Below are 20504 nucleotides of genomic sequence, written 5' to 3'. Positions count from 1 at the left end.
AATGGGCAGAAAACATAACGATATTGAATTACTAAAGCCTTGATAAAAATTCATGGAACAATAGAATGCAAAAAACCCTGAATCTAGGATTCAGGGTTATGCAATAAGTGGCGGAACGGACGGGGCTCGAACCCGCGACCCCCTGCGTGACAGGCAGGTATTCTAACCAACTGAACTACCGCTCCACCGATTCTTTTACTTATACTTCCGTATATAATCCCGTTAGGGTCAGCATTTCCCTGCTGTTTAGTCACCAGATGTCACTCTGATCACTTGTGTTTGATGCCTGGCAGTGTCCTACTCTCGCATGGGGAGACCCCACACTACCATCGGCGCTACAACGTTTCACTTCTGAGTTCGGCATGGGTTCAGGTGGGTCCGTCGCGCTATGGCCGCCAGGCAAATTCTGTTTCAATCAACCCGCCATGCATCTCTGCACAACCAGTCAATCCAATCTGGATACTTCGCTGAAAATCATATTCTCTCAAACACAAAACACCTTCGGTGTTGTAAGGTTAAGCCTCACGGATCATTAGTACTGGTTAGCTCAATGCATCGCTGCACTTACACACCCAGCCTATCAACGTCATAGTCTTTAACGTTCCTTCAGGGGGCTTAAAGCCCCAGGGAAGACTCATCTCGAGGCAAGTTTCGCGCTTAGATGCTTTCAGCGCTTATCTTTTCCGCATTTAGCTACCGGGCAATGCCATTGGCATGACAACCCGAACACCAGTGATGCGTCCACTCCGGTCCTCTCGTACTAGGAGCAGCCCCTCTCAATCTTCCAACGCCCACGGCAGATAGGGACCGAACTGTCTCACGACGTTCTAAACCCAGCTCGCGTACCACTTTAAATGGCGAACAGCCATACCCTTGGGACCTACTTCAGCCCCAGGATGTGATGAGCCGACATCGAGGTGCCAAACACCGCCGTCGATATGAACTCTTGGGCGGTATCAGCCTGTTATCCCCGGAGTACCTTTTATCCGTTGAGCGATGGCCCTTCCATTCAGAACCACCGGATCACTAAGACCTACTTTCGTACCTGCTCGAGCCGTCACTCTCGCAGTCAAGCTAGCTTATGCCTTTGCACTAACCTCACGATGTCCGACCGTGATTAGCTAACCTTCGTGCTCCTCCGTTACTCTTTGGGAGGAGACCGCCCCAGTCAAACTACCCACCAGACACTGTCCTCACCCCAGATTATGGGGCCGAGTTAGAACATCAAACATTAAAGGGTGGTATTTCAAGGTTGGCTCCACGTAGACTGGCGTCCACGCTTCGATGCCTCCCACCTATCCTACACATCAAGGCTCAATATTCAGTGTCAAGCTATAGTAAAGGTTCACGGGGTCTTTCCGTCTTGCCGCGGGTACACTGCATCTTCACAGCGAGTTCAATTTCACTGAGTCTCGGGTGGAGACAGCCTGGCCATCATTACGCCATTCGTGCAGGTCGGAACTTACCCGACAAGGAATTTCGCTACCTTAGGACCGTTATAGTTACGGCCGCCGTTTACTGGGGCTTCGATCAAGAGCTTCGCCTTGCGGCTGACCCCATCAATTAACCTTCCAGCACCGGGCAGGCGTCACACCGTATACGTCCACTTTCGTGTTTGCACAGTGCTGTGTTTTTATTAAACAGTTGCAGCCAGCTGGTATCTGCGACTGGCTTCGGCGCCGAGAGCAAGTCTCTTTACCTAATGCCAGCGTGCCTTCTCCCGAAGTTACGGCACCATTTTGCCTAGTTCCTTCACCCGAGTTCTCTCAAGCGCCTGAGTATTCTCTACCTGACCACCTGTGTCGGTTTGGGGTACGATTGAATGTCACCTGATGCTTAGAGGCTTTTCCTGGAAGCTTGGCATCAACTACTTCACCACCGTAGTGGCTCGTCATCACACCTCAGCGTTGATAAGCAACCGGATTTACCAAGTCACTCCGCCTACATGCTTAAACCGGGACAACCGTCGCCCGGCTAGCCTAGCCTTCTCCGTCCCCCCTTCGCAGTCACACCCAGTACAGGAATATTAACCTGTTTCCCATCGACTACGCTTTTCAGCCTCGCCTTAGGGGTCGACTCACCCTGCCCCGATTAACGTTGGACAGGAACCCTTGGTCTTCCGGCGTGCGGGTTTTTCACCCGCATTATCGTTACTTATGTCAGCATTCGCACTTCTGATACCTCCAGCAGCCCTCACAGGCCACCTTCAACGGCTTACAGAACGCTCCCCTACCCAACAACGCCTAAGCGTCGCTGCCGCAGCTTCGGTGCATGGTTTAGCCCCGTTACATCTTCCGCGCAGGCCGACTCGACCAGTGAGCTATTACGCTTTCTTTAAATGATGGCTGCTTCTAAGCCAACATCCTGGCTGTCTATGCCTTCCCACATCGTTTCCCACTTAACCATGACTTTGGGACCTTAGCTGGCGGTCTGGGTTGTTTCCCTCTTCACGACGGACGTTAGCACCCGCCGTGTGTCTCCCGTGATAACATTCTTCGGTATTCGGAGTTTGCATCGGTTTGGTAATCCGGGATGGACCCCTAGCCGAAACAGTGCTCTACCCCCGAAGATGAGTTCACGAGGCGCTACCTAAATAGCTTTCGGGGAGAACCAGCTATCTCCCGGTTTGATTGGCCTTTCACCCCCAGCCACAAGTCATCCGCTAATTTTTCAACATTAGTCGGTTCGGTCCTCCAGTTAGTGTTACCCAACCTTCAACCTGCCCATGGCTAGATCACCGGGTTTCGGGTCTATACCTTGCAACTAGACGCCCAGTTAAGACTCGGTTTCCCTACGGCTCCCCTATTCGGTTAACCTTGCTACAAAATATAAGTCGCTGACCCATTATACAAAAGGTACGCAGTCACACCACGAAGGTGCTCCCACTGCTTGTACGTACACGGTTTCAGGTTCTATTTCACTCCCCTCGCCGGGGTTCTTTTCGCCTTTCCCTCACGGTACTGGTTCACTATCGGTCAGTCAGGAGTATTTAGCCTTGGAGGATGGTCCCCCCATATTCAGACAGGATGTCACGTGTCCCGCCCTACTCATCGAGTTCACAGCCAGTGTGTTTTTGTGTACGGGACTATCACCCTGTACCGTGCGACTTTCCAGACGCTTCCACTAACACACCAACTGATTCAGACTCTGGGCTCTTCCCCGTTCGCTCGCCGCTACTGGGGGAATCTCGGTTGATTTCTTTTCCTCGGGGTACTTAGATGTTTCAGTTCCCCCGGTTCGCCTTGCATGGCTATGTATTCACCATGCAATAGTGCAACGAATTGCACTGGGTTTCCCCATTCGGGTATCGTCGGTTATTACGCTTCATATCAGCTTACCGACGCTTTTCGCAGATTAGCACGCCCTTCATCGCCTCTGACTGCCTAGGCATCCACCGTGTACGCTTAGTCGCTTAACCTCACAACCCGAAGGTGTCTTTTCTTTACTGGTGTGGTGGTGAACACACTCTGCGTTATTGTGCAGTACGCGCCATCCTCATGAACCTCAAGTTCACTTCGGTTGCCGTGCGCTGTACGCTTCGCCGAGTATCTTCTCACTCACACTGCAACAAAGGATAAACACATCGCATTGCAATTATTTGAGAGACTCTGATACAGGGTACTCCTTATCTCAGTACTGCTACGGAGAGACAAGTTTCAGCTGTATCGTTTCAATTTTCAGCTTGTTCCAGATTGTTAAAGAGCAATATTTCACAACACACTGCTCACCTTGCGGTAGCAATACGTTTTGAAATAGTTTTTTTATATGGTGGAGCTAAGCGGGATCGAACCGCTGACCTCCTGCGTGCAAGGCAGGCGCTCTCCCAGCTGAGCTATAGCCCCATATAAAAAGCAAAATACCTTATCGGCATAACTCATTCTCAGACAACATACAGTGACATGACGTTGATGGTGATAAACGAATGCCGCTGCAACGGAGTAGGAAGATGAGTTGGTGGGTCTGAGTGGACTTGAACCACCGACCTCACCCTTATCAGGGGTGCGCTCTAACCACCTGAGCTACAGACCCAACAAGGTACTAAAGCCCGACCAATTTCTCAGTCCGGCCTTATTTGCTCGTTACTTTCTATCAGACAATCTGTGTGGACACTACGCAATGCGTATCTTTAGGTAAGGAGGTGATCCAACCGCAGGTTCCCCTACGGTTACCTTGTTACGACTTCACCCCAGTCATGAATCACAAAGTGGTAAGCGCCCTCCCGAAGGTTAAGCTACCTACTTCTTTTGCAACCCACTCCCATGGTGTGACGGGCGGTGTGTACAAGGCCCGGGAACGTATTCACCGTAGCATTCTGATCTACGATTACTAGCGATTCCGACTTCATGGAGTCGAGTTGCAGACTCCAATCCGGACTACGACAGACTTTATGTGGTCCGCTTGCTCTCGCGAGTTCGCTTCACTTTGTATCTGCCATTGTAGCACGTGTGTAGCCCTACTCGTAAGGGCCATGATGACTTGACGTCATCCCCACCTTCCTCCGGTTTGTCACCGGCAGTCTCCCTTGAGTTCCCACCATTACGTGCTGGCAACAAAGGATAAGGGTTGCGCTCGTTGCGGGACTTAACCCAACATTTCACAACACGAGCTGACGACAGCCATGCAGCACCTGTCTCACAGTTCCCGAAGGCACCAAGGCATCTCTGCCAAGTTCTGTGGATGTCAAGAGTAGGTAAGGTTCTTCGCGTTGCATCGAATTAAACCACATGCTCCACCGCTTGTGCGGGCCCCCGTCAATTCATTTGAGTTTTAACCTTGCGGCCGTACTCCCCAGGCGGTCGACTTAACGCGTTAGCTCCGGAAGCCACGCCTCAAGGGCACAACCTCCAAGTCGACATCGTTTACAGCGTGGACTACCAGGGTATCTAATCCTGTTTGCTCCCCACGCTTTCGCACCTGAGCGTCAGTCTTTGTCCAGGGGGCCGCCTTCGCCACCGGTATTCCTCCAGATCTCTACGCATTTCACCGCTACACCTGGAATTCTACCCCCCTCTACAAGACTCTAGCTTGCCAGTTTCAAATGCAGTTCCCAAGTTAAGCTCGGGGATTTCACATCTGACTTAACAAACCGCCTGCGTGCGCTTTACGCCCAGTAATTCCGATTAACGCTTGCACCCTCCGTATTACCGCGGCTGCTGGCACGGAGTTAGCCGGTGCTTCTTCTGCGAGTAACGTCAATGTTCAGTGCTATTAACACTTAACCCTTCCTCCTCGCTGAAAGTGCTTTACAACCCGAAGGCCTTCTTCACACACGCGGCATGGCTGCATCAGGCTTGCGCCCATTGTGCAATATTCCCCACTGCTGCCTCCCGTAGGAGTCTGGACCGTGTCTCAGTTCCAGTGTGGCTGGTCATCCTCTCAGACCAGCTAGGGATCGTCGCCTAGGTGAGCCATTACCCCACCTACTAGCTAATCCCATCTGGGTTCATCCGATGGCGTGAGGCCCGAAGGTCCCCCACTTTGCTCTTGCGAGGTTATGCGGTATTAGCTACCGTTTCCAGTAGTTATCCCCCTCCATCAGGCAGATCCCCAGACATTACTCACCCGTCCGCCGCTCGCCGGCAAAGTAGCAAGCTACTTTCCGCTGCCGCTCGACTTGCATGTGTTAGGCCTGCCGCCAGCGTTCAATCTGAGCCATGATCAAACTCTTCAATTTAAGATTTGTTTGATTTGCTACCCGAGGGTAGCGATGCTCAAAGATTACTTTCTGCAAATATGCATTCGAACCGAAGTTCAAATGTGTACTGCTTTGGTCACTCTTCAAGACTTTGATATTTCTTCTGCCTGCCGAAACAGGCTAGATATCGCCTTGCGAGTGCCCACACAGATTGTCTGATAAATTGTTAAAGAGCGTTCGTTACCTGTTCGCTTGCGGCGAATCTTACGGTAACGCGGGAGGTGCATATTACGCTTTCCCGCTGAAGAGTCAAGGTTTTATTTGGTTTCTTTCGAAGTCAAACTCATCTGTTCTCTTCCTGACCCGGCGAAGTATGTTTCGTTGTTCCCGGTCAGTGGAGGCGCATTATAGGGAGTTCCTGACAGGCTGCAACCCCTAATTTCAAATAATTTTCCAACCGGCTATAAATGCGCCAAAAACGCCATTTATGGATAAATAAACAACAGAACGGGGCGAAATATTGCCCCGTTCCATTCCACGATTTACTGTTTGGCCACGATGTGCCCATCGACGACATCTAATGTGACAGGGATACCCGGCAATAACTTGCCTGAAAGTATCTGCTGCGCCAGCGGATTTTCGATTTCCTGCTGGATAGCCCGTTTCAATGGCCGTGCCCCGTATACCGGATCGAACCCAGCTTCGCCCAGAAACTCTAGAGCCGGTTCGGTAATAGTGACTTCGTAGCCACGTTCTTCCAGGCGTTTGTACAACCGCGCCAATTGAATCTTGGCGATTGATGCCAACTGTGCCCGACCTAACGGATGGAAGACAACAACTTCATCTATACGGTTAATGAATTCAGGGCGGAAGTGATGACCGACAATCTCCATAACCATGTTCTTCATTTCGGTATAACTTCTTTCACCGAAACGTTCCTGAATCAAATCCGAACCCAGGTTAGACGTCATGATGACCACTGTATTACGGAAGTCTACAGTTCGCCCCTGCCCATCGGTCAGCCGTCCATCATCTAGCACCTGTAATAAGATGTTGAAGACATCCGGGTGTGCTTTCTCGACTTCATCCAGCAAAATCACTGAATAAGGACGACGGCGTACCGCTTCAGTCAGGTAACCGCCTTCTTCATAACCAACGTAGCCCGGAGGTGCACCAACCAAACGAGATACGGAGTGTTTTTCCATAAACTCGGACATGTCGATACGAACCATCGCGTCGTCACTGTCAAACAGGAAAGTAGCCAACGCTTTACACAATTCGGTTTTACCCACCCCGGTAGGCCCGAGGAACAGGAATGAGCCAATCGGACGGTTAGGATCGGACAAACCGGCACGGCTACGACGAATCGCATTAGATACCGCCTCAACTGCTTCGTTTTGACCAATTACCCGTTTATGCAAGTCCTGCTCCATCCGCAGCAGTTTATCCCGCTCACTTTCCAGCATCCGCGAAACTGGGATCCCGGTCCAGCGCGCCAGAACGTCGGCAATTTCCGTTTCGGTTACGCGGTTACGCAGCAACTTCATGGTGTTGCCTTCGGCCTGAGTCGCGGCCGCTAACTGTTTTTCCAGTTCCGGGATTTTTCCGTACTGCAATTCTGACATTTTGCCAAGATCACCGACGCGGCGCGCCTGTTCCAGACTGATTTTGGCCTGCTCTAGCTCGGTTTTAATATTCTGAGTACCGGTTAAAGAGGCTTTTTCAGCTTTCCACTCCTCTTCCAGCTCTGAATATTCACGTTCTTTCTGCTCTAATTCTGTGTTGAGCATTTCCAACCGTTTTTTACTGGCATCGTCAGACTCTTTATTCAGCGCCTGCTGTTCCAGTTTTAGCTGGATAATCCGACGTTCCAGACGATCCAATGATTCCGGTTTGGAATCCATCTGCATACGAATACTGGAACCGGCTTCATCGATCAAGTCGATGGCTTTATCCGGTAACTGACGATCCGCAATGTAGCGATGCGACAATGTTGCCGCCGCGACAATCGCCGGGTCAGTAATTTGCACATGGTGGTGTAATTCATAGCGTTCTTTCAAACCACGCAGGATCGCAATGGTATCTTCGACCGTTGGTTCGGCAACGAACACTTTCTGGAAGCGACGCTCTAACGCGGCATCCTTTTCTATATACTGACGATACTCATCAAGGGTTGTCGCACCTACGCAGTGTAATTCGCCACGAGCCAGTGCGGGTTTCAGCATGTTACCGGCATCCATCGCACCGTCACCTTTACCTGCGCCGACCATGGTGTGCAATTCATCAATAAACAGAATAACGCTGCCTTCCTGTTTAGAGAGATCGTTCAGTACCCCTTTCAGGCGCTCTTCAAATTCACCACGATATTTAGCGCCAGCGATTAACGCCCCCATATCTAGTGACAGCACACGTTTATGCTTCAAGCCCTCAGGCACTTCACCATTAACGATACGCTGTGCCAGGCCTTCAACTATGGCAGTTTTACCAACGCCGGGTTCACCGATAAGTACCGGATTGTTTTTTGTTCGACGCTGCAATACCTGAATGGTGCGGCGAATTTCTTCATCGCGACCAATAACCGGATCGAGTTTTCCAGATTCGGCACGTTCGGTCAGGTCGATGGTGTATTTTTTCAATGCCTGACGCTGATCTTCCGCGCCAGCATCATCAACAGTGTCTCCACCACGCATTTGTTCAATAGCCTTGCTGATTTTGTCGGCTGTGGCACCCGCGGCCTTGAGCAAGTCGGTCAGTGACCCACGATCTTCAAGTACCGCCAGTATAAACAACTCTGAAGAGATAAATTTATCTGCACGTTTTTGCGCTAATTTGTCGCACAGGTTTAGTACCCGTACCAATTCATGCGAAGGTTGAACATCACCGCCAGTACCTTCAACCTGAGGAAGTCGCCCCAGAGCCTGATCGATTTCAGTGCGTAAACGCGCCACATCAATACCGGCAGAGGTTAATAACGGGCGAACGGTACCGCCATCTTGAGTCAGCAAAGCGCTCATTAAATGCAGTGGTTCAATAAATTGATTATCACGCCCAAGAGCCAAAGACTGCGCATCGGCGAGGGCCAGCTGGAATTTACTGGTAAGACGATCCAAACGCATAACACCTCCAATACATGTCAAGACTGCTACTGGAGATTAAATGAGGTCACCCCTCAAGTTTTCAAGGTTGTCTTAACAAGTATATTTGAGTTTTGCGGTATGCGTCAGTGGACCGTCTTGATTCAATAGGTTATATCAACCAGATTAAACTTGCCAAGCGGCCAGTGATTCCTTCGCGGCGATAAGAGAAGAAACGCTGTTCATCACTGACGGTACAAAGGTCGCCACCGAATACCCCATGGATACCCGCAGCCTGTAACCGCTGACGGGCCAGCAGGTAAATATCTGCGAGATATTTATCACCAAACGGAGTAAACGCCAGCGCAGCTTGGGAGTCTGCGCTAACGAATGCCTGCTTCACTTCTGCACCCACTTCAAATTGCCGAGGCCCAATGGCAGGCCCTAACCAAGCAATAATAGAAGCAGGTTTTGCACTGAATGCCACGAGCGTCTGCTCAAGTACACCGGCACATAATCCGCGCCAGCCAGCATGAGCCGCCGCGACTTCATCTCCCGCCAGTGAACAAAACAGTACCGGTAAACAATCGGCAGTCATAACCGCACAAACTTGCCCCAGAACGTTGCTGTATACAGCGTCAGCCTGCAAATCCACCACGGGTTCGCCAGTCAGGCGCACCACGCGAGTACCATGAACCTGTTCCAGCCACAATGGCGCCTGTGGCAAATTCGCCAACAGCATCAGTTGCTGACGATTTTTTGCGACATCAGCAACCACGTCACCTACATGTGTCCCTAAATTCAAGGAATGATAAGGTGGCGAACTGATTCCGCCCTCGCGAGTTGTACTACACGATTTGACGCGCTCAGGCTGAGGCCACTGCGGCAGAATCAGCGACTGCATTACCAATCCATCTGGTCTTTGAACTCCAGAGTGTCAGCTTTCAGTGCCGTGATCAGCTCAATCATGTCTTCCGGTAGAGCGGCATGCCACTCCATCTGAACGCCACTGATTGGGTGATACAAACGCAGCATGGTGGCATGCAGCGCCTGACGGTCAAAGCCACGCAGGACAGTGATAAAGTTGTCCGACGCGCCTCTTGGTGGACGCGGACGGCCACCGTAAAGCTGATCGCCCACCAACGGGTGATTAATATGAGACATATGCACACGAATCTGGTGGGTACGGCCCGTTTCCAAACGCAAACGCAAACGAGTATGGGCGCGGAAATGTTCCATAATACGGTAATGTGTTACTGCCGGTTTGCCCATCGGGTGAACCGCCATGTGAGTACGTTTGGTTGAATGACGAGAAATAGGTTCATCCACCAAGCCACCCGCCGTCATTTTGCCAATGGCAACGGCTTCGTATTCACGAGTAATTTCACGCGCTTGCAACGCTTCAACCAGACGGGTTTGTGCTGGCACGGTTTTCGCCACGACCATCAACCCAGTGGTGTCTTTATCCAGGCGGTGAACGATACCTGCACGAGGTACATCGACGATTTCAGGGTAGTAATACAGCAATGCATTTAATACCGTGCCATCTGGATTGCCAGCACCGGGGTGCACGACCAAACCGCGTGGTTTGTTGATAACCAGGATATCACTGTCTTCATACACGATATCCAGTGGGATTTCCTGCGGTTCCCAGCGAGCGGCCTCTTCTATTTGAGCGTCAATCGCGACGATCTCGCCACCCAACACTTTTTCTTTTGGTTTATTAATTGTCTTACCATCGACCGAAACCTTATCATCCAGAATCCACTCTTTTATACGAGATCGTGAATAATCAGGGAACAATTCGGCCAAAGCCTGATCTAAACGTTGTCCGAGTTGAGATTCGGCCACCGTTGCGCTGAGTTGTACTTGTTGTGCCATATGCAGCTTCTTCGTTAACGTTGGGTTTTGACGGCGATGCCGTTTAATATAATGTGCTATTGTATCTAGATCTTTGTCGGGAGCTTAACGGACAGTCTCCCGGAATAACACTTCGAGGATAATCAAAACGTCATGACGCGTATGAAATATCTGGTGGCTGCCGCCACGTTGAGCCTGGTGCTGACCGGTTGCTCCAGTAACAAGGACGTGGTTCCCGACAACCCGCCTTCTGAGCTCTATGCTACCGCGCAGCAAAAACTGCAGGACGGTAACTTTAAGGGAGCTATTACGCAACTAGAAGCGTTAGATAATCGCTATCCTTTCGGGCCTTACTCCCAGCAAGTGCAGTTGGATTTGATTTATGCTTATTATAAATCTGCCGATTTGCCACTGGCTCAAGCCTCGATCGATCGCTTTATGCGGCTCAATCCCACACATCCTAACATTGATTACGTATTATACATGCGTGGTCTGACTGACATGGCTCTGGATGACAGTGCATTGCAAGGCTTTTTCGGCATTGACCGTTCAGACCGCGATCCGCAGCATGCAAAAGCTGCCTTCCGCGATTTTAACCAGTTAATTCAAAGTCATCCTAATAGTCAGTATGCAACAGATGCCCAAAAACGCCTGGTTTATCTAAAGAATCGACTGGCCAAGCATGAACTGGCCGTTGCTGAATACTACACTAAGCGTGGTGCTTACGTTGCGGTAATTAACCGCGTTGAGCAAATGATGCGGGATTATCCCGGCACTCAAGCCACTCGTGATGCGCTACCACTGATGGAAAATGCCTACAAGCAAATCCAGTTAAATGCGCAAGCCGACAAAGTGAATAAAGTGATTGCTGCTAATCCGGCATAACCGTTCCTCGTTACCAATATAAAATAAACGGCAGCTTAAAGTTAAGCTGCCGTTTTTGTTCTTGCCCCCTGCGATTTACGGTAATCCCCATTGTTGCTACACAATAAGGAATAGCGTTAAATTCGTCATGCTAATCACCGTCTGCAGCAAAGCCGCATTATTCTTTCAACGAATGGAGTTTGGTTGGCATTAGCCAATAATGGTTGTTCAATGATGGTTGTTATAAATCGGAAAGTTTAACAAAACACAGCGGGACATACCTATCGATGCTGCAATACTTTATCCAATAATTCAATCCCTTAAATCACTTTATCTAGAAAGGCTCACAGTTCAATCTGTCTTTGCAAAACGTGACAAATAAATGTGATTTAGATCATTCTATTTGTTGAAAAGAGAGGTATGCTGAAGTTATCCAAGACGGACAAGACAAAGAGGTAAGTCATATGACAGTCAACATTACCAGCAAACAAATGGATATTACCCCAGCAATTCGTAAGCATGTTGAAGACCGTCTGACCAAACTGGATAAATGGCAGGCCCAACTGATCAATCCACATATCGTGCTGTCTAAAGACCCTGAAGGATTTGTCGTTGATGCCACCATCAGTACGCCTAACGGCCCTTTGGTTGCCAGTGCCAAGCATGATGATATGTACGCCGCAATCAACGAGCTAATCGCGAAACTCGAACGACAACTCAATAAAGTTCAGCATAAAGGTGAAGCGCGACGTACTGCAGCCAGTATCAAAGATGTCAATCTGATTGAGGAACCTGAACAGGAAGAGTAACGGGTAGACCATCTTATTGAGGATCTAACGCGCCTTCGGGCGCGTTTTTTATTGACGCCATAACCTGCGACGGTTAAGTTAACTTTAGTCACCATTTATTAGGTCATACCATGAACCACAAAGTGTTTTTCTTCGCATTCTTTTTTACCTTCCCCTGATTGGGAGGCGTTTCGTCGTGTGATAAAGAATGCGAAGACGAACAAACAAGCCTCCCAAGCGGGAGGCTTTTTTTATGCATAAATCATTCTGAGAATATAATAAGGCAGACCTATGACAGATAAGCCGTTACTGGTGCTACGAGAATGCATCAGCGCATTAGATTTAAAGCTGCTGGCACTATTAGCGGAACGGCGTGAATTAGCCGTTGAAGTTGCACGAGCCAAACAACACAGTCACCGTCCTATTCGTGATAAAGAGCGGGAGCGCGATTTGCTAGCGGCGCTGATTACTGCGGCTAAGCCTTATGACCTCGACGGATTTTATATTACCCGCTTATTCCAACTGATTATTGAAGACTCAGTACTGACGCAGCAGGCATTGTTACAGCATCAACTTAATCAAACCGCCGCTCATTCTGCCAGAATCGCCTTCCTTGGACCAAAAGGCTCCTACTCTCATCTGGCTGCCCGCCAGTATGCCGCCCGCCATTTTGAGAGTCTGATTGAGTGCGGCTGCCTAAAATTTCAGGATATTTTCACTCAGGCTGAAACCGGGCAGGCGGATTACGCCATTTTACCGATTGAAAATACCAGTTCCGGCTCAATCAATGATGTCTACGACTTACTCCAGCACACCAGCCTGTCTATTGTTGGCGAGCTAACTAATCCAATTAACCACTGTGTATTGACGGCAACAGAAACCGATTTAAACCAGATTGAAACGGTTTATAGCCACCCACAACCTTTCCAGCAATGCAGCCAATTTATTAATCGCTTTCCACACTGGAAAATTGAATATTGCGAAAGCACTGCGGCAGCGATGGAGAAAGTCGCGCAGTTAAACTCCCCGAAAGCGGTGGCACTAGGCAGCGAAGCCGGAGGCGCACTCTACGGTTTGCAAGTACTGGAACATGATTTGGCCAACCAGCAGCAAAATATCACTCGATTTATCGTGCTGGCGCGTAAAGCTATCGATGTTTCCGAACAGATTCCGGCCAAAACCACCCTGATTATGGCGACAGGCCAGCAATCTGGTGCATTGGTTGAAGCTCTTTTGGTATTGAAAGAGCACGGTATCATTATGACCAAGCTGGAATCCCGACCAATCAATGGAAACCCGTGGGAGGAAATGTTTTATATTGATGTGCAGGCTAACCTGCGTTCAGAGGCCATGCAGAAAGCGTTGAGCGACTTAATGCCGATTACCCGGTCATTGAAAGTGCTTGGCTGCTATCCAAGTGAAAACGTTGTACCGGTTAATCCGAGTTAAATCCGCTATTACCCCCATAAAAAAGTCATCCCAGCAACAGGATGACTTTATCACCAGCCTCAATCAATCACCCTGATTATTGCCGATTATCATTAGCCTGACGTAGCAGTGAGCGACTTTCCTGTAGGAAGCGCTCGGCGTAATCGCCAAACCAATGTTCCACTTTTTGGAAACTGGCAACAAATGCCTGTTTGTCGCTTTGTTCCAACAGTTTGATTGCATCACCAAAGCGTTGGTAGTAGCGCTTAATCAGTGCCAAATTATCTTCCGACGACATAATAATATCTGCGTAAAGCTGCGGATCCTGGGCAAACAACCGCCCAACCATCGCCAGCTCCAGACGGTAAATAGGCGATGATAGTGCTAACAGTTGCTCAAGCTGCACATTCTCTTCCGCCAGATGTAAACCATAGGCAAAAGTTGCAAAATGGCGCAAAGCCTGAATAAAGGCCATATTCTGATCATGTTCAACGGCACTGATTCGATGTAACCGCGCGCCCCAGACTTGCAACTGTTCCAAGAGCCATTGATAAGCTTCTGGTTGACGTCCATCGCAATACACCACAACCTGCTTCGCCAAACTGCCAACATCTGGCCCAAACATGGGATGCAGCCCTACAACTGGGCCATCATGCGCCGCCAGCATTGATTGTAACGGCCGATTTTTCACCGAGGCCAGATCCAATAAAATACAATCTGGCGGCAATTTAGGTAAACGAGCAATCACTTCTTCGGTGGCATGAATCGGTACGCTGACAATCACCATACCAGCATCCGCCAGAATAAATTCGGCCTGTGGCCAATCTTCTTGCTCCAGCGTTTTGACCTGATACCCAGAGAGCAGCAGCATCCGGCTGAACAATTGACCCATTTGCCCATTACCGCCAATGATCACCACTGGCCGCAAATCTGGATTCAGCGTTTTGAAGCCTTTATCATTCTCACTGGTATATGACTCACGCATAATCCGGCGTAAAACATCTTCAATTAAATCAGGTGGAACACCCAGCGCCTCAGCCTCTTTTCGGCGGGAAGCCAGCATCGCTGACTCCCGATCGGGTACATAAATCGGCAAACCGAAGCGGCTTTTCACTTCGCCGACTTCAGCCACCAGACTGAGTCGCTTGGCTAATAAATCCAATAGTGCTTTATCCACTTCATCAATTTGATCGCGCAATGCGGTCAGTTCAGCCACCATCTACTCTTCCCCTACAGTCCGCGCCGTCAGTACCGAGCTTAACTCTTTATGCATGGTGCGTAACAGGGTTTCGGTCGTTTCCCAGTTAATACACGCATCTGTCACTGAAACACCGTAATGCATGGATTCTCTTGGTTGCTCAGATGACTGATTCCCTTCATGAATGTTACTTTCCAGCATCACACCAATAATCGAACGGTTACCGTCTTTAATTTGCGCCATCACTGATTCGGCCACCGCCGTCTGACGACGGAAATCTTTATTTGAGTTACCGTGACTGCAATCTATCATTAAGGATGGAGTAAGCCCTGCTTCTTGCATTTGTTTTTCACACTGCGCGACATCTTGAGCACTGTAGTTTGGCGTCTTACCACCACGTAGAATCACATGTCCATCAGGATTGCCCTGCGTCTGTAACAGGCAAACCTGCCCTGATTGGTTGATACCGACAAAACGGTGTGCCATTGATGCAGCACGCATCGCATTAATCGCCGTACCCAAACTGCCATCAGTGCCATTTTTAAAGCCAACGGGCATCGATAAACCGGATGCCATTTCGCGGTGCGTTTGTGATTCTGTGGTACGAGCACCAATAGCCGACCAACTGAATAAATCACCCAGGTATTGCGGACTGTTCGGATCCAGGGCTTCAGTTGCCAGCGGCAGCCCCATCCCCACCAAATCAAGTAGCAGACGGCGAGCAATATGCAAACCGGCTCCCATATCAAAAGATCCATCCATATACGGATCGTTAATTAGCCCTTTCCAACCCACGGTCGTTCTGGGTTTTTCAAAGTACACACGCATCACGATATACAGACTATCGCTTAATTCGGCAGAGAGAAGTTTCAGGTGACGAGCGTAATCCAACGCAGCATCCACATCGTGAATGGAACAAGGACCGCAAACCACTAATAAGCGTGGGTCACGCCCCTGAACGATATCAGCAATAGTGTTGCGCGCCGAGGCGATTGCATATTGATCATTTTCACTCAATGGGAACTGATTTTTCAGTTCTTCTGGCGTAATCAGTATTTGTTCAGCACTGATATGAACGTTATTGAGTGCATCTTTTTGCATGATCATATTCCCTACCTATCTCTGTTGAGCGAATGTCGTTTGGTGTGCGATGTTGTTTCTGAGCTTCACAATATCATGTCATGTAAACTTTTCAATCCATATATGTAAATAAATAATTACCACTAAATTTACAGCGACATTGAAGCTAACTTTGCGGGATGTCGCAGTTTGCAATGTTGGTTCTCCAGACAGTAAATCACCATGATAAAATGAGGAAAATTTGTGGAGGCAGTATGCTGAGAGCGATCATCGTCGATGATGAACAACCCGCCCGTGAAGATTTACGCGAGCGATTGAGTGAAGAACAGGATATTGAGGTTATCGCCGAGTGCAGTAACGCTATTGAAGCAATCCCCGCGATTCAACGGTTACAACCGGATGTTATCTTTCTCGATATTCAAATGCCGCGCATTAACGGGCTAGAGTTAGCCAGCATGTTGAACCCAGAGAACATGCCCCATATTGTGTTTGTTACCGCTTACGACGAATATGCTATTAGAGCGTTTGAAGAGCATGCTTTTGACTATCTGTTAAAACCGCTCGATCAGCAACGATTAGCAAAAACACTGACCCGGTTACGCCGCGGCTTGAATGTAAATAATAATTTACACAAAATCACTGAGCCGATGCTTAGACATATCCCCTGCTCTGGCCATAACCGAATATTTTTGCTGAAAATAGAAGAGGTCGAATACCTCAGTTCTGAACTAAGCGGCGTACATGTCGTTGGCGTGATTCAATCTGGGTATACCCAACTTTCGCTGAAAACACTGGAGGAAAAAACGCCGTTTATTCGCTGTCATCGCCAATATATGGTGAATACTGAGCAACTGAGGGAAATACAGCTACTGGATAATGGTTCTGCTGAAGTGGTGACGCGTACGGGGAAACATATTCCAGTTAGTCGACGTTATCTTAAAACACTAAAAGAAAAGCTTGGAATTACGTAACCTTATCGTTTTAATAAAAAACCAGCAAAAGTCATGCTGAAAATCTCACCCAATAAAATATAAAAATCTAATACTCTTCGTTTACTCAGTGATTTATCATTCTCCATGATGAGAATATGGCAACACTGAAAATAGTATAAACTCCGCTAATATCGAAATGCTGGAACGACACTGGTCAAAATAATATAACCACGAACTCAACACGCATCATCATAAAGAACAATATTAAAACAAATTATTGACATTAATTCTCCGTTATCATAACGCCAATTATCCCTATTCTTTTTTATCGATAAAAAATAATAAAAACAAGATCTTGCTCTCGGTTTTAATTCATTCATTAAATAAAAAACACTCCCTTGATATTAGCCAAGTTTTTACTTTAGCGATCTGTGCTTTGATGGTTGCAGTAAATAAATCTATGTCATTTAAAACCAGGATTGGCTAATAGCCTCTTTTAATACCGAAAAATACAAAGGATAGTTATGATAACGCTGCAATTTGCAATTATTATTATGTGCCTACTGGTAGGTACTCGCTTTGGGGGCATGGGGCTTGGCCTTATTAGTGGGATCGGCCTGTTTATTTTAACCTTTATATTTGGCCTTGAACCGGGTAAACCACCAGTTGATGTCATGCTGACGATATTAGCTGTTATTGGTTGTGCTTCCGTATTACAAACCGCTGGCGGATTAAATGTTATGATGCAATTTGCCGAACGTTTATTACGCCGACATCCGCAACATATTACGCTATTAGCACCCTTTACTACCTGGACATTAACCTTTTTATGCGGGACTGGACATGTGGTTTATACCATGTTCCCGATCATTTCTGATATTGCGATAAAAAAAGGAATTCGCCCTGAACGGCCAATGGCGGTCGCTTCCGTCGCTTCACAAATGGCAATTACGGCATCACCCGTGTCGGTGGCTGTCGTTTCTCTGGTTTCTATTATTGGCGCAGCCCATGGCATCGGCCATGCCTACAGCATATTGGAAATTCTGGCAGTTTCTGTTCCCGCGTCATTAGTTGGTGTGCTGGCTGCAGCATTGTGGAGCTTGCGTCGTGGTAAAGATTTAGATAAGGATCCTGATTTTCAGGCGCGGATTAAAGATCCAGAACAACGTGCCTTCATTTATGGCAGTAATGATACCTTACTCAATCAGGTTTTCCCCAAACAAGCTTACTGGTCTACCTGGATATTTTTCAGTGCTATTGCCATTGTCGTGTTATTAGGTGCATTTGGTGATTTACGTCCGGCATATGAAGTAAAAGGTATATTCAAACCCTTATCGATGAATCTGGTTATCCAGATGATGATGTTAATTGCCGGCGCAGTTATTCTTATAGGTTGTAAAGTAAAACCCAGCGATATCGCTAACGGTGCCGTTTTTAAAGCCGGGATGGTCGCCATTTTCTCAGTATTTGGTGTCGCTTGGATGAGTGATACCTTTTTCCAGGCTCATATGGAAGACTTGAAACTGGTGCTGGAAGACGTGGTAAAAAGTCAGCCTTGGACTTACGCCATTGTGCTATTTTTAGTTTCCAAGTTAGTGAATAGCCAAGCCGCAGCATTAGCAGCTATTGCACCAATGGGCTTGCAGTTAGGCGTCGATCCAAAAATGCTGATTGCATTCTTCCCTGCAGCCTATGGTTATTTTGTGTTGCCAACTTACCCTAGCGATCTAGCCTGCATTGGCTTTGACCGCTCAGGTACGACTAAGATTGGCCGTTTTATTATTAACCACAGCTTTATCATCCCTGGGTTGATTGGCGTGGCTTGTTCCTGCATTACCGGCTATCTACTGGTGACTACATTCATGTAAAAGTAAGGGGCTGAAAGATGGCCCCTTTTTTTAAAAAAAAACCACCCAGTTAAGTTAAATCGGATGAGTTAACGCGAAAAAATAAAATATTGGGCGACAAAACTATTACTTATTAATTTACATAAATAGGGTTTATAACTTTTTGACTGCTCTCTTTGCCATTAATTTCCCTCACTCTAAGCAATTGCCAATAATAATCTTATCTTTAAAAGTCATTTGATATAACTTCTTTGAAGATAGGCAATATCTTATGAATAAGTTTGATCGCAAGTTGCTACAATGCTGCCCGCATTCTCAATTTTATTTTTTCACCATGGAAGCACTATGTTTTCTTTGCGTCACACCAAGGCGTTACCTTTTTATTTCAGTACGTTAGCCATTTCATTATTTACAACATCCGCATTTGCAGATGCAACGGTGTTTACTGCTCTTGATGACCCATCTACGGCTAAACACAGTTTTGTTGGCAATGTAGAGGCGGGTTATAACGCTCAATCAGGAAATACTAATAACTCAACCCTGACAGCCAACTCGACCTTAACCTGGTTCCAGCCGAATACCGCCTATAGCCTTTGGGGGTCAGCAAGAAACACTAGCTCCAATGAGGTGAGGTCCTCTGAACGTTATCAGTTAGGTGGGCGCACGCGTTACAACCTGACCGATCGCAACTACATATTCGGGCAAGCCAGTTGGCTGAATGATCGCTATAACGGCTATGATTCCCGTTCTGTCGTGACTACCGGCTATGGCCGCCAAGTATTGTCGGGTGGTTTACACGATCTGCGGGTAGAATTTGGTCCCGGCGTACGCCATGACGAATTCTATCGCGGTGGTCGTGAAACAAACGCACTGGCTTACGCTGGCGCAAATTATACCTATCAATTGACTGATAATACCGTATTGAGTGAAGGTGTTTCTGCTCTGGCTAACGAAGATACTACGCTGAACTCTGAAACGGCATTGAACGTAGCAATCAATAAAAGCTTTGCTCTGCGCCTGGCTTACATCGTAACTTACAATACCAAACCACCGGCCAGCGCCCCAAAAAATACTGATACCACCACATCAGTAACCCTGGTTTACGGTCTATAATCGACCAAATAGTGAATAAATACTCTTAGCGTGGCACTGGCCACGCTAATATTTGCACCTCTTTTCTTATCTCTGCTGTTACCTTATTTTGCGACTCCCATTGCTCGCAATTAGGTTCCTGAAAATGAATAGCGTGAATATCCGCGCCACCATATCCAGACAGAATCCATCAATTTAAAAGAAGTCTACGAAAGCAGCGTTGTTATGTCTCTCACCAGTGATTAAATCTCTGCCACCACGTTGCCACCACTCAAATAAAAAAAGGGGTCAGCCAATGGCTAACCCCTTCATAACTATTAACTTTTGGATGAAGCCTGAGCTATACCTTAGTTAGTGCGGTTAAGACGCTCTTTGATACGAGCAGACTTACCAGTACGCTCACGCAGATAGTACAGTTTCGCTTGACGAACGGCACCACGACGTTTCACAGTAATGCTGTCAATTACTGGGGAGTGAGTTTGGAATACACGCTCAACACCTTCGCCGTTGGAAATTTTACGAACGGTGAACGCAGAATGCAGACCGCGGTTACGAATAGCGATAACCACGCCCTCGAATGCCTGCAGACGCTTTTTAGAACCTTCAACAACCCATACCTTAACTTCCACGGAATCACCCGGACGGAATGCAGGCACGTCTTGCTTCATCTGCTCTTGTTCGATTTGCTTGATAATATTGCTCATAA

The 20504-nt window shown here is 47.9% G+C and carries 13 protein-coding genes, 3 tRNA genes, 3 rRNA genes and 1 other annotated feature; of the genes, 7 read left to right on the top strand and 12 right to left on the bottom strand.

What is annotated here, in order from left to right:
• Window positions 1-108: 108 nt before the first annotated feature.
• From DJ39_RS06980 to rluD, 9 genes are all read right to left on the bottom strand, one after another.
• Window positions 109-185 (bottom strand) — tRNA-Asp (locus DJ39_RS06980).
• A 99-nt stretch (window positions 186-284) separates the two neighbouring features.
• Window positions 285-400 (bottom strand): 5S ribosomal RNA (gene rrf, locus DJ39_RS06975).
• A 111-nt stretch (window positions 401-511) separates the two neighbouring features.
• A 23S ribosomal RNA gene (locus tag DJ39_RS06970) occupies window positions 512-3418 on the bottom strand.
• 348 nt (window positions 3419-3766) lie between these two features.
• Window positions 3767-3842 (bottom strand) — tRNA-Ala (locus DJ39_RS06965).
• 110 nt (window positions 3843-3952) lie between these two features.
• Window positions 3953-4029 (bottom strand) — tRNA-Ile (locus tag DJ39_RS06960).
• 102 nt (window positions 4030-4131) lie between these two features.
• Window positions 4132-5674 (bottom strand): 16S ribosomal RNA (locus DJ39_RS06955).
• Together the 16S, 23S and 5S rRNA genes with 3 tRNA genes alongside form the textbook arrangement of a ribosomal RNA operon.
• A 503-nt stretch (window positions 5675-6177) precedes the next feature.
• On the bottom strand, window positions 6178-8751 hold the full coding sequence (gene clpB / locus DJ39_RS06950) for an ATP-dependent chaperone ClpB (protein ID WP_004723111.1): 2574 nt from the start codon (window positions 8749-8751) through the stop codon (window positions 6178-6180).
• A 130-nt stretch (window positions 8752-8881) separates the two neighbouring features.
• On the bottom strand, window positions 8882-9613 hold the full coding sequence (gene yfiH, locus DJ39_RS06945) for a purine nucleoside phosphorylase YfiH (protein WP_038251277.1): 732 nt from the start codon (window positions 9611-9613) through the stop codon (window positions 8882-8884).
• Entirely contained in the window at window positions 9613-10590 is a 978-nt protein-coding gene (gene rluD, locus DJ39_RS06940) for a 23S rRNA pseudouridine(1911/1915/1917) synthase RluD (protein ID WP_004723107.1), read from the bottom strand. Before rluD ends, yfiH begins: the two co-directional genes overlap by 1 nt.
• A gap of 132 nt (window positions 10591-10722) precedes the next feature.
• Between rluD and bamD the strand changes: the two genes are divergently transcribed.
• The 4 genes from bamD (at window position 10723) to pheA (ending at window position 13670) form a co-directional block, all read left to right on the top strand.
• On the top strand, window positions 10723-11454 hold the full coding sequence (gene bamD, locus DJ39_RS06935; RefSeq protein WP_004723105.1) for an outer membrane protein assembly factor BamD: 732 nt from the start codon (window positions 10723-10725) through the stop codon (window positions 11452-11454).
• Between the two features lie 443 nt (window positions 11455-11897).
• On the top strand, window positions 11898-12242 hold the full coding sequence (gene raiA / locus DJ39_RS06930; protein ID WP_004723103.1) for a ribosome-associated translation inhibitor RaiA: 345 nt from the start codon (window positions 11898-11900) through the stop codon (window positions 12240-12242).
• A 109-nt stretch (window positions 12243-12351) separates the two neighbouring features.
• Window positions 12352-12476: a sequence feature (Phe leader region), on the top strand.
• Window positions 12353-12400: a pheA operon leader peptide PheL gene (gene pheL, locus DJ39_RS18165; protein WP_193553631.1), complete on the top strand. Its 48-nt coding sequence runs from the start codon at window positions 12353-12355 to the stop codon at window positions 12398-12400. (Overlaps the previous feature by 48 nt.)
• Before the next feature lie 36 nt (window positions 12477-12512).
• On the top strand, window positions 12513-13670 hold the full coding sequence (pheA, locus tag DJ39_RS06925; protein WP_004723102.1) for a bifunctional chorismate mutase/prephenate dehydratase: 1158 nt from the start codon (window positions 12513-12515) through the stop codon (window positions 13668-13670).
• 76 nt (window positions 13671-13746) lie between these two features.
• On the opposite strand, the gene tyrA is transcribed toward pheA, so the two are convergent.
• On the bottom strand, window positions 13747-14868 hold the full coding sequence (gene tyrA / locus DJ39_RS06920) for a bifunctional chorismate mutase/prephenate dehydrogenase (protein WP_004723100.1): 1122 nt from the start codon (window positions 14866-14868) through the stop codon (window positions 13747-13749).
• Entirely contained in the window at window positions 14869-15948 is a 1080-nt protein-coding gene (locus tag DJ39_RS06915) for a 3-deoxy-7-phosphoheptulonate synthase (protein WP_038251272.1), read from the bottom strand. It abuts the gene before it with no gap.
• 233 nt (window positions 15949-16181) lie between these two features.
• On the opposite strand from DJ39_RS06915, the gene btsR reads away from it, so the two are divergent.
• The 3 genes from btsR (at window position 16182) to DJ39_RS06900 (ending at window position 19819) form a co-directional block, all read left to right on the top strand.
• Window positions 16182-16898, top strand: a complete 717-nt coding sequence (gene btsR / locus DJ39_RS06910; RefSeq protein ID WP_004723096.1) for a two-component system response regulator BtsR — start codon at window positions 16182-16184, stop codon at window positions 16896-16898.
• Between the two features lie 485 nt (window positions 16899-17383).
• On the top strand, window positions 17384-18727 hold the full coding sequence (locus DJ39_RS06905; protein ID WP_004723093.1) for an anaerobic C4-dicarboxylate transporter: 1344 nt from the start codon (window positions 17384-17386) through the stop codon (window positions 18725-18727).
• A gap of 324 nt (window positions 18728-19051) precedes the next feature.
• Window positions 19052-19819, top strand: coding sequence for a DUF481 domain-containing protein (locus DJ39_RS06900; RefSeq protein WP_004723092.1), 768 nt, complete (start codon window positions 19052-19054; stop codon window positions 19817-19819).
• A 326-nt stretch (window positions 19820-20145) separates the two neighbouring features.
• Here DJ39_RS06900 and rplS read toward each other — a convergent pair whose 3' ends face one another.
• A complete protein-coding gene (gene rplS, locus DJ39_RS06895) occupies window positions 20146-20502 on the bottom strand; it encodes a 50S ribosomal protein L19 (RefSeq protein WP_004393427.1) in 357 nt (118 codons plus the stop codon).
• Between the last annotated feature and the right edge of the window lie 2 nt (window positions 20503-20504).

Origin of the sequence: Yersinia ruckeri ATCC 29473 (genome assembly GCF_000754815.1) — a bacterium.
Lineage (GTDB): Bacteria > Pseudomonadota > Gammaproteobacteria > Enterobacterales > Enterobacteriaceae > Yersinia > Yersinia ruckeri.
The sequence above is the reverse complement of the archived record's forward strand: the minus strand, read 5'-3'. Positions and strand labels throughout refer to the sequence as shown.

What these genes read in the sequence shown, in the direction of transcription:
- DJ39_RS06905 (WP_004723093.1), top strand. Translation starts at nt 17,384, where the DNA reads ATGATAACGCTGCAATTTGCAATTATTATTATGTGCCTACTGGTAGGT.
- DJ39_RS06915 (WP_038251272.1), bottom strand. Translation starts at nt 15,948, where the DNA reads ATGCAAAAAGATGCACTCAATAACGTTCATATCAGTGCTGAACAAATA.
- yfiH (WP_038251277.1), bottom strand. Translation starts at nt 9,613, where the DNA reads ATGCAGTCGCTGATTCTGCCGCAGTGGCCTCAGCCTGAGCGCGTCAAA.
- pheA (WP_004723102.1), top strand. Translation starts at nt 12,513, where the DNA reads ATGACAGATAAGCCGTTACTGGTGCTACGAGAATGCATCAGCGCATTA.
- bamD (WP_004723105.1), top strand. Translation starts at nt 10,723, where the DNA reads ATGACGCGTATGAAATATCTGGTGGCTGCCGCCACGTTGAGCCTGGTG.
- rluD (WP_004723107.1), bottom strand. Translation starts at nt 10,590, where the DNA reads ATGGCACAACAAGTACAACTCAGCGCAACGGTGGCCGAATCTCAACTC.
- clpB (WP_004723111.1), bottom strand. Translation starts at nt 8,751, where the DNA reads ATGCGTTTGGATCGTCTTACCAGTAAATTCCAGCTGGCCCTCGCCGAT.
- DJ39_RS06900 (WP_004723092.1), top strand. Translation starts at nt 19,052, where the DNA reads ATGTTTTCTTTGCGTCACACCAAGGCGTTACCTTTTTATTTCAGTACG.
- tyrA (WP_004723100.1), bottom strand. Translation starts at nt 14,868, where the DNA reads ATGGTGGCTGAACTGACCGCATTGCGCGATCAAATTGATGAAGTGGAT.
- raiA (WP_004723103.1), top strand. Translation starts at nt 11,898, where the DNA reads ATGACAGTCAACATTACCAGCAAACAAATGGATATTACCCCAGCAATT.
- rplS (WP_004393427.1), bottom strand. Translation starts at nt 20,502, where the DNA reads ATGAGCAATATTATCAAGCAAATCGAACAAGAGCAGATGAAGCAAGAC.
- btsR (WP_004723096.1), top strand. Translation starts at nt 16,182, where the DNA reads ATGCTGAGAGCGATCATCGTCGATGATGAACAACCCGCCCGTGAAGAT.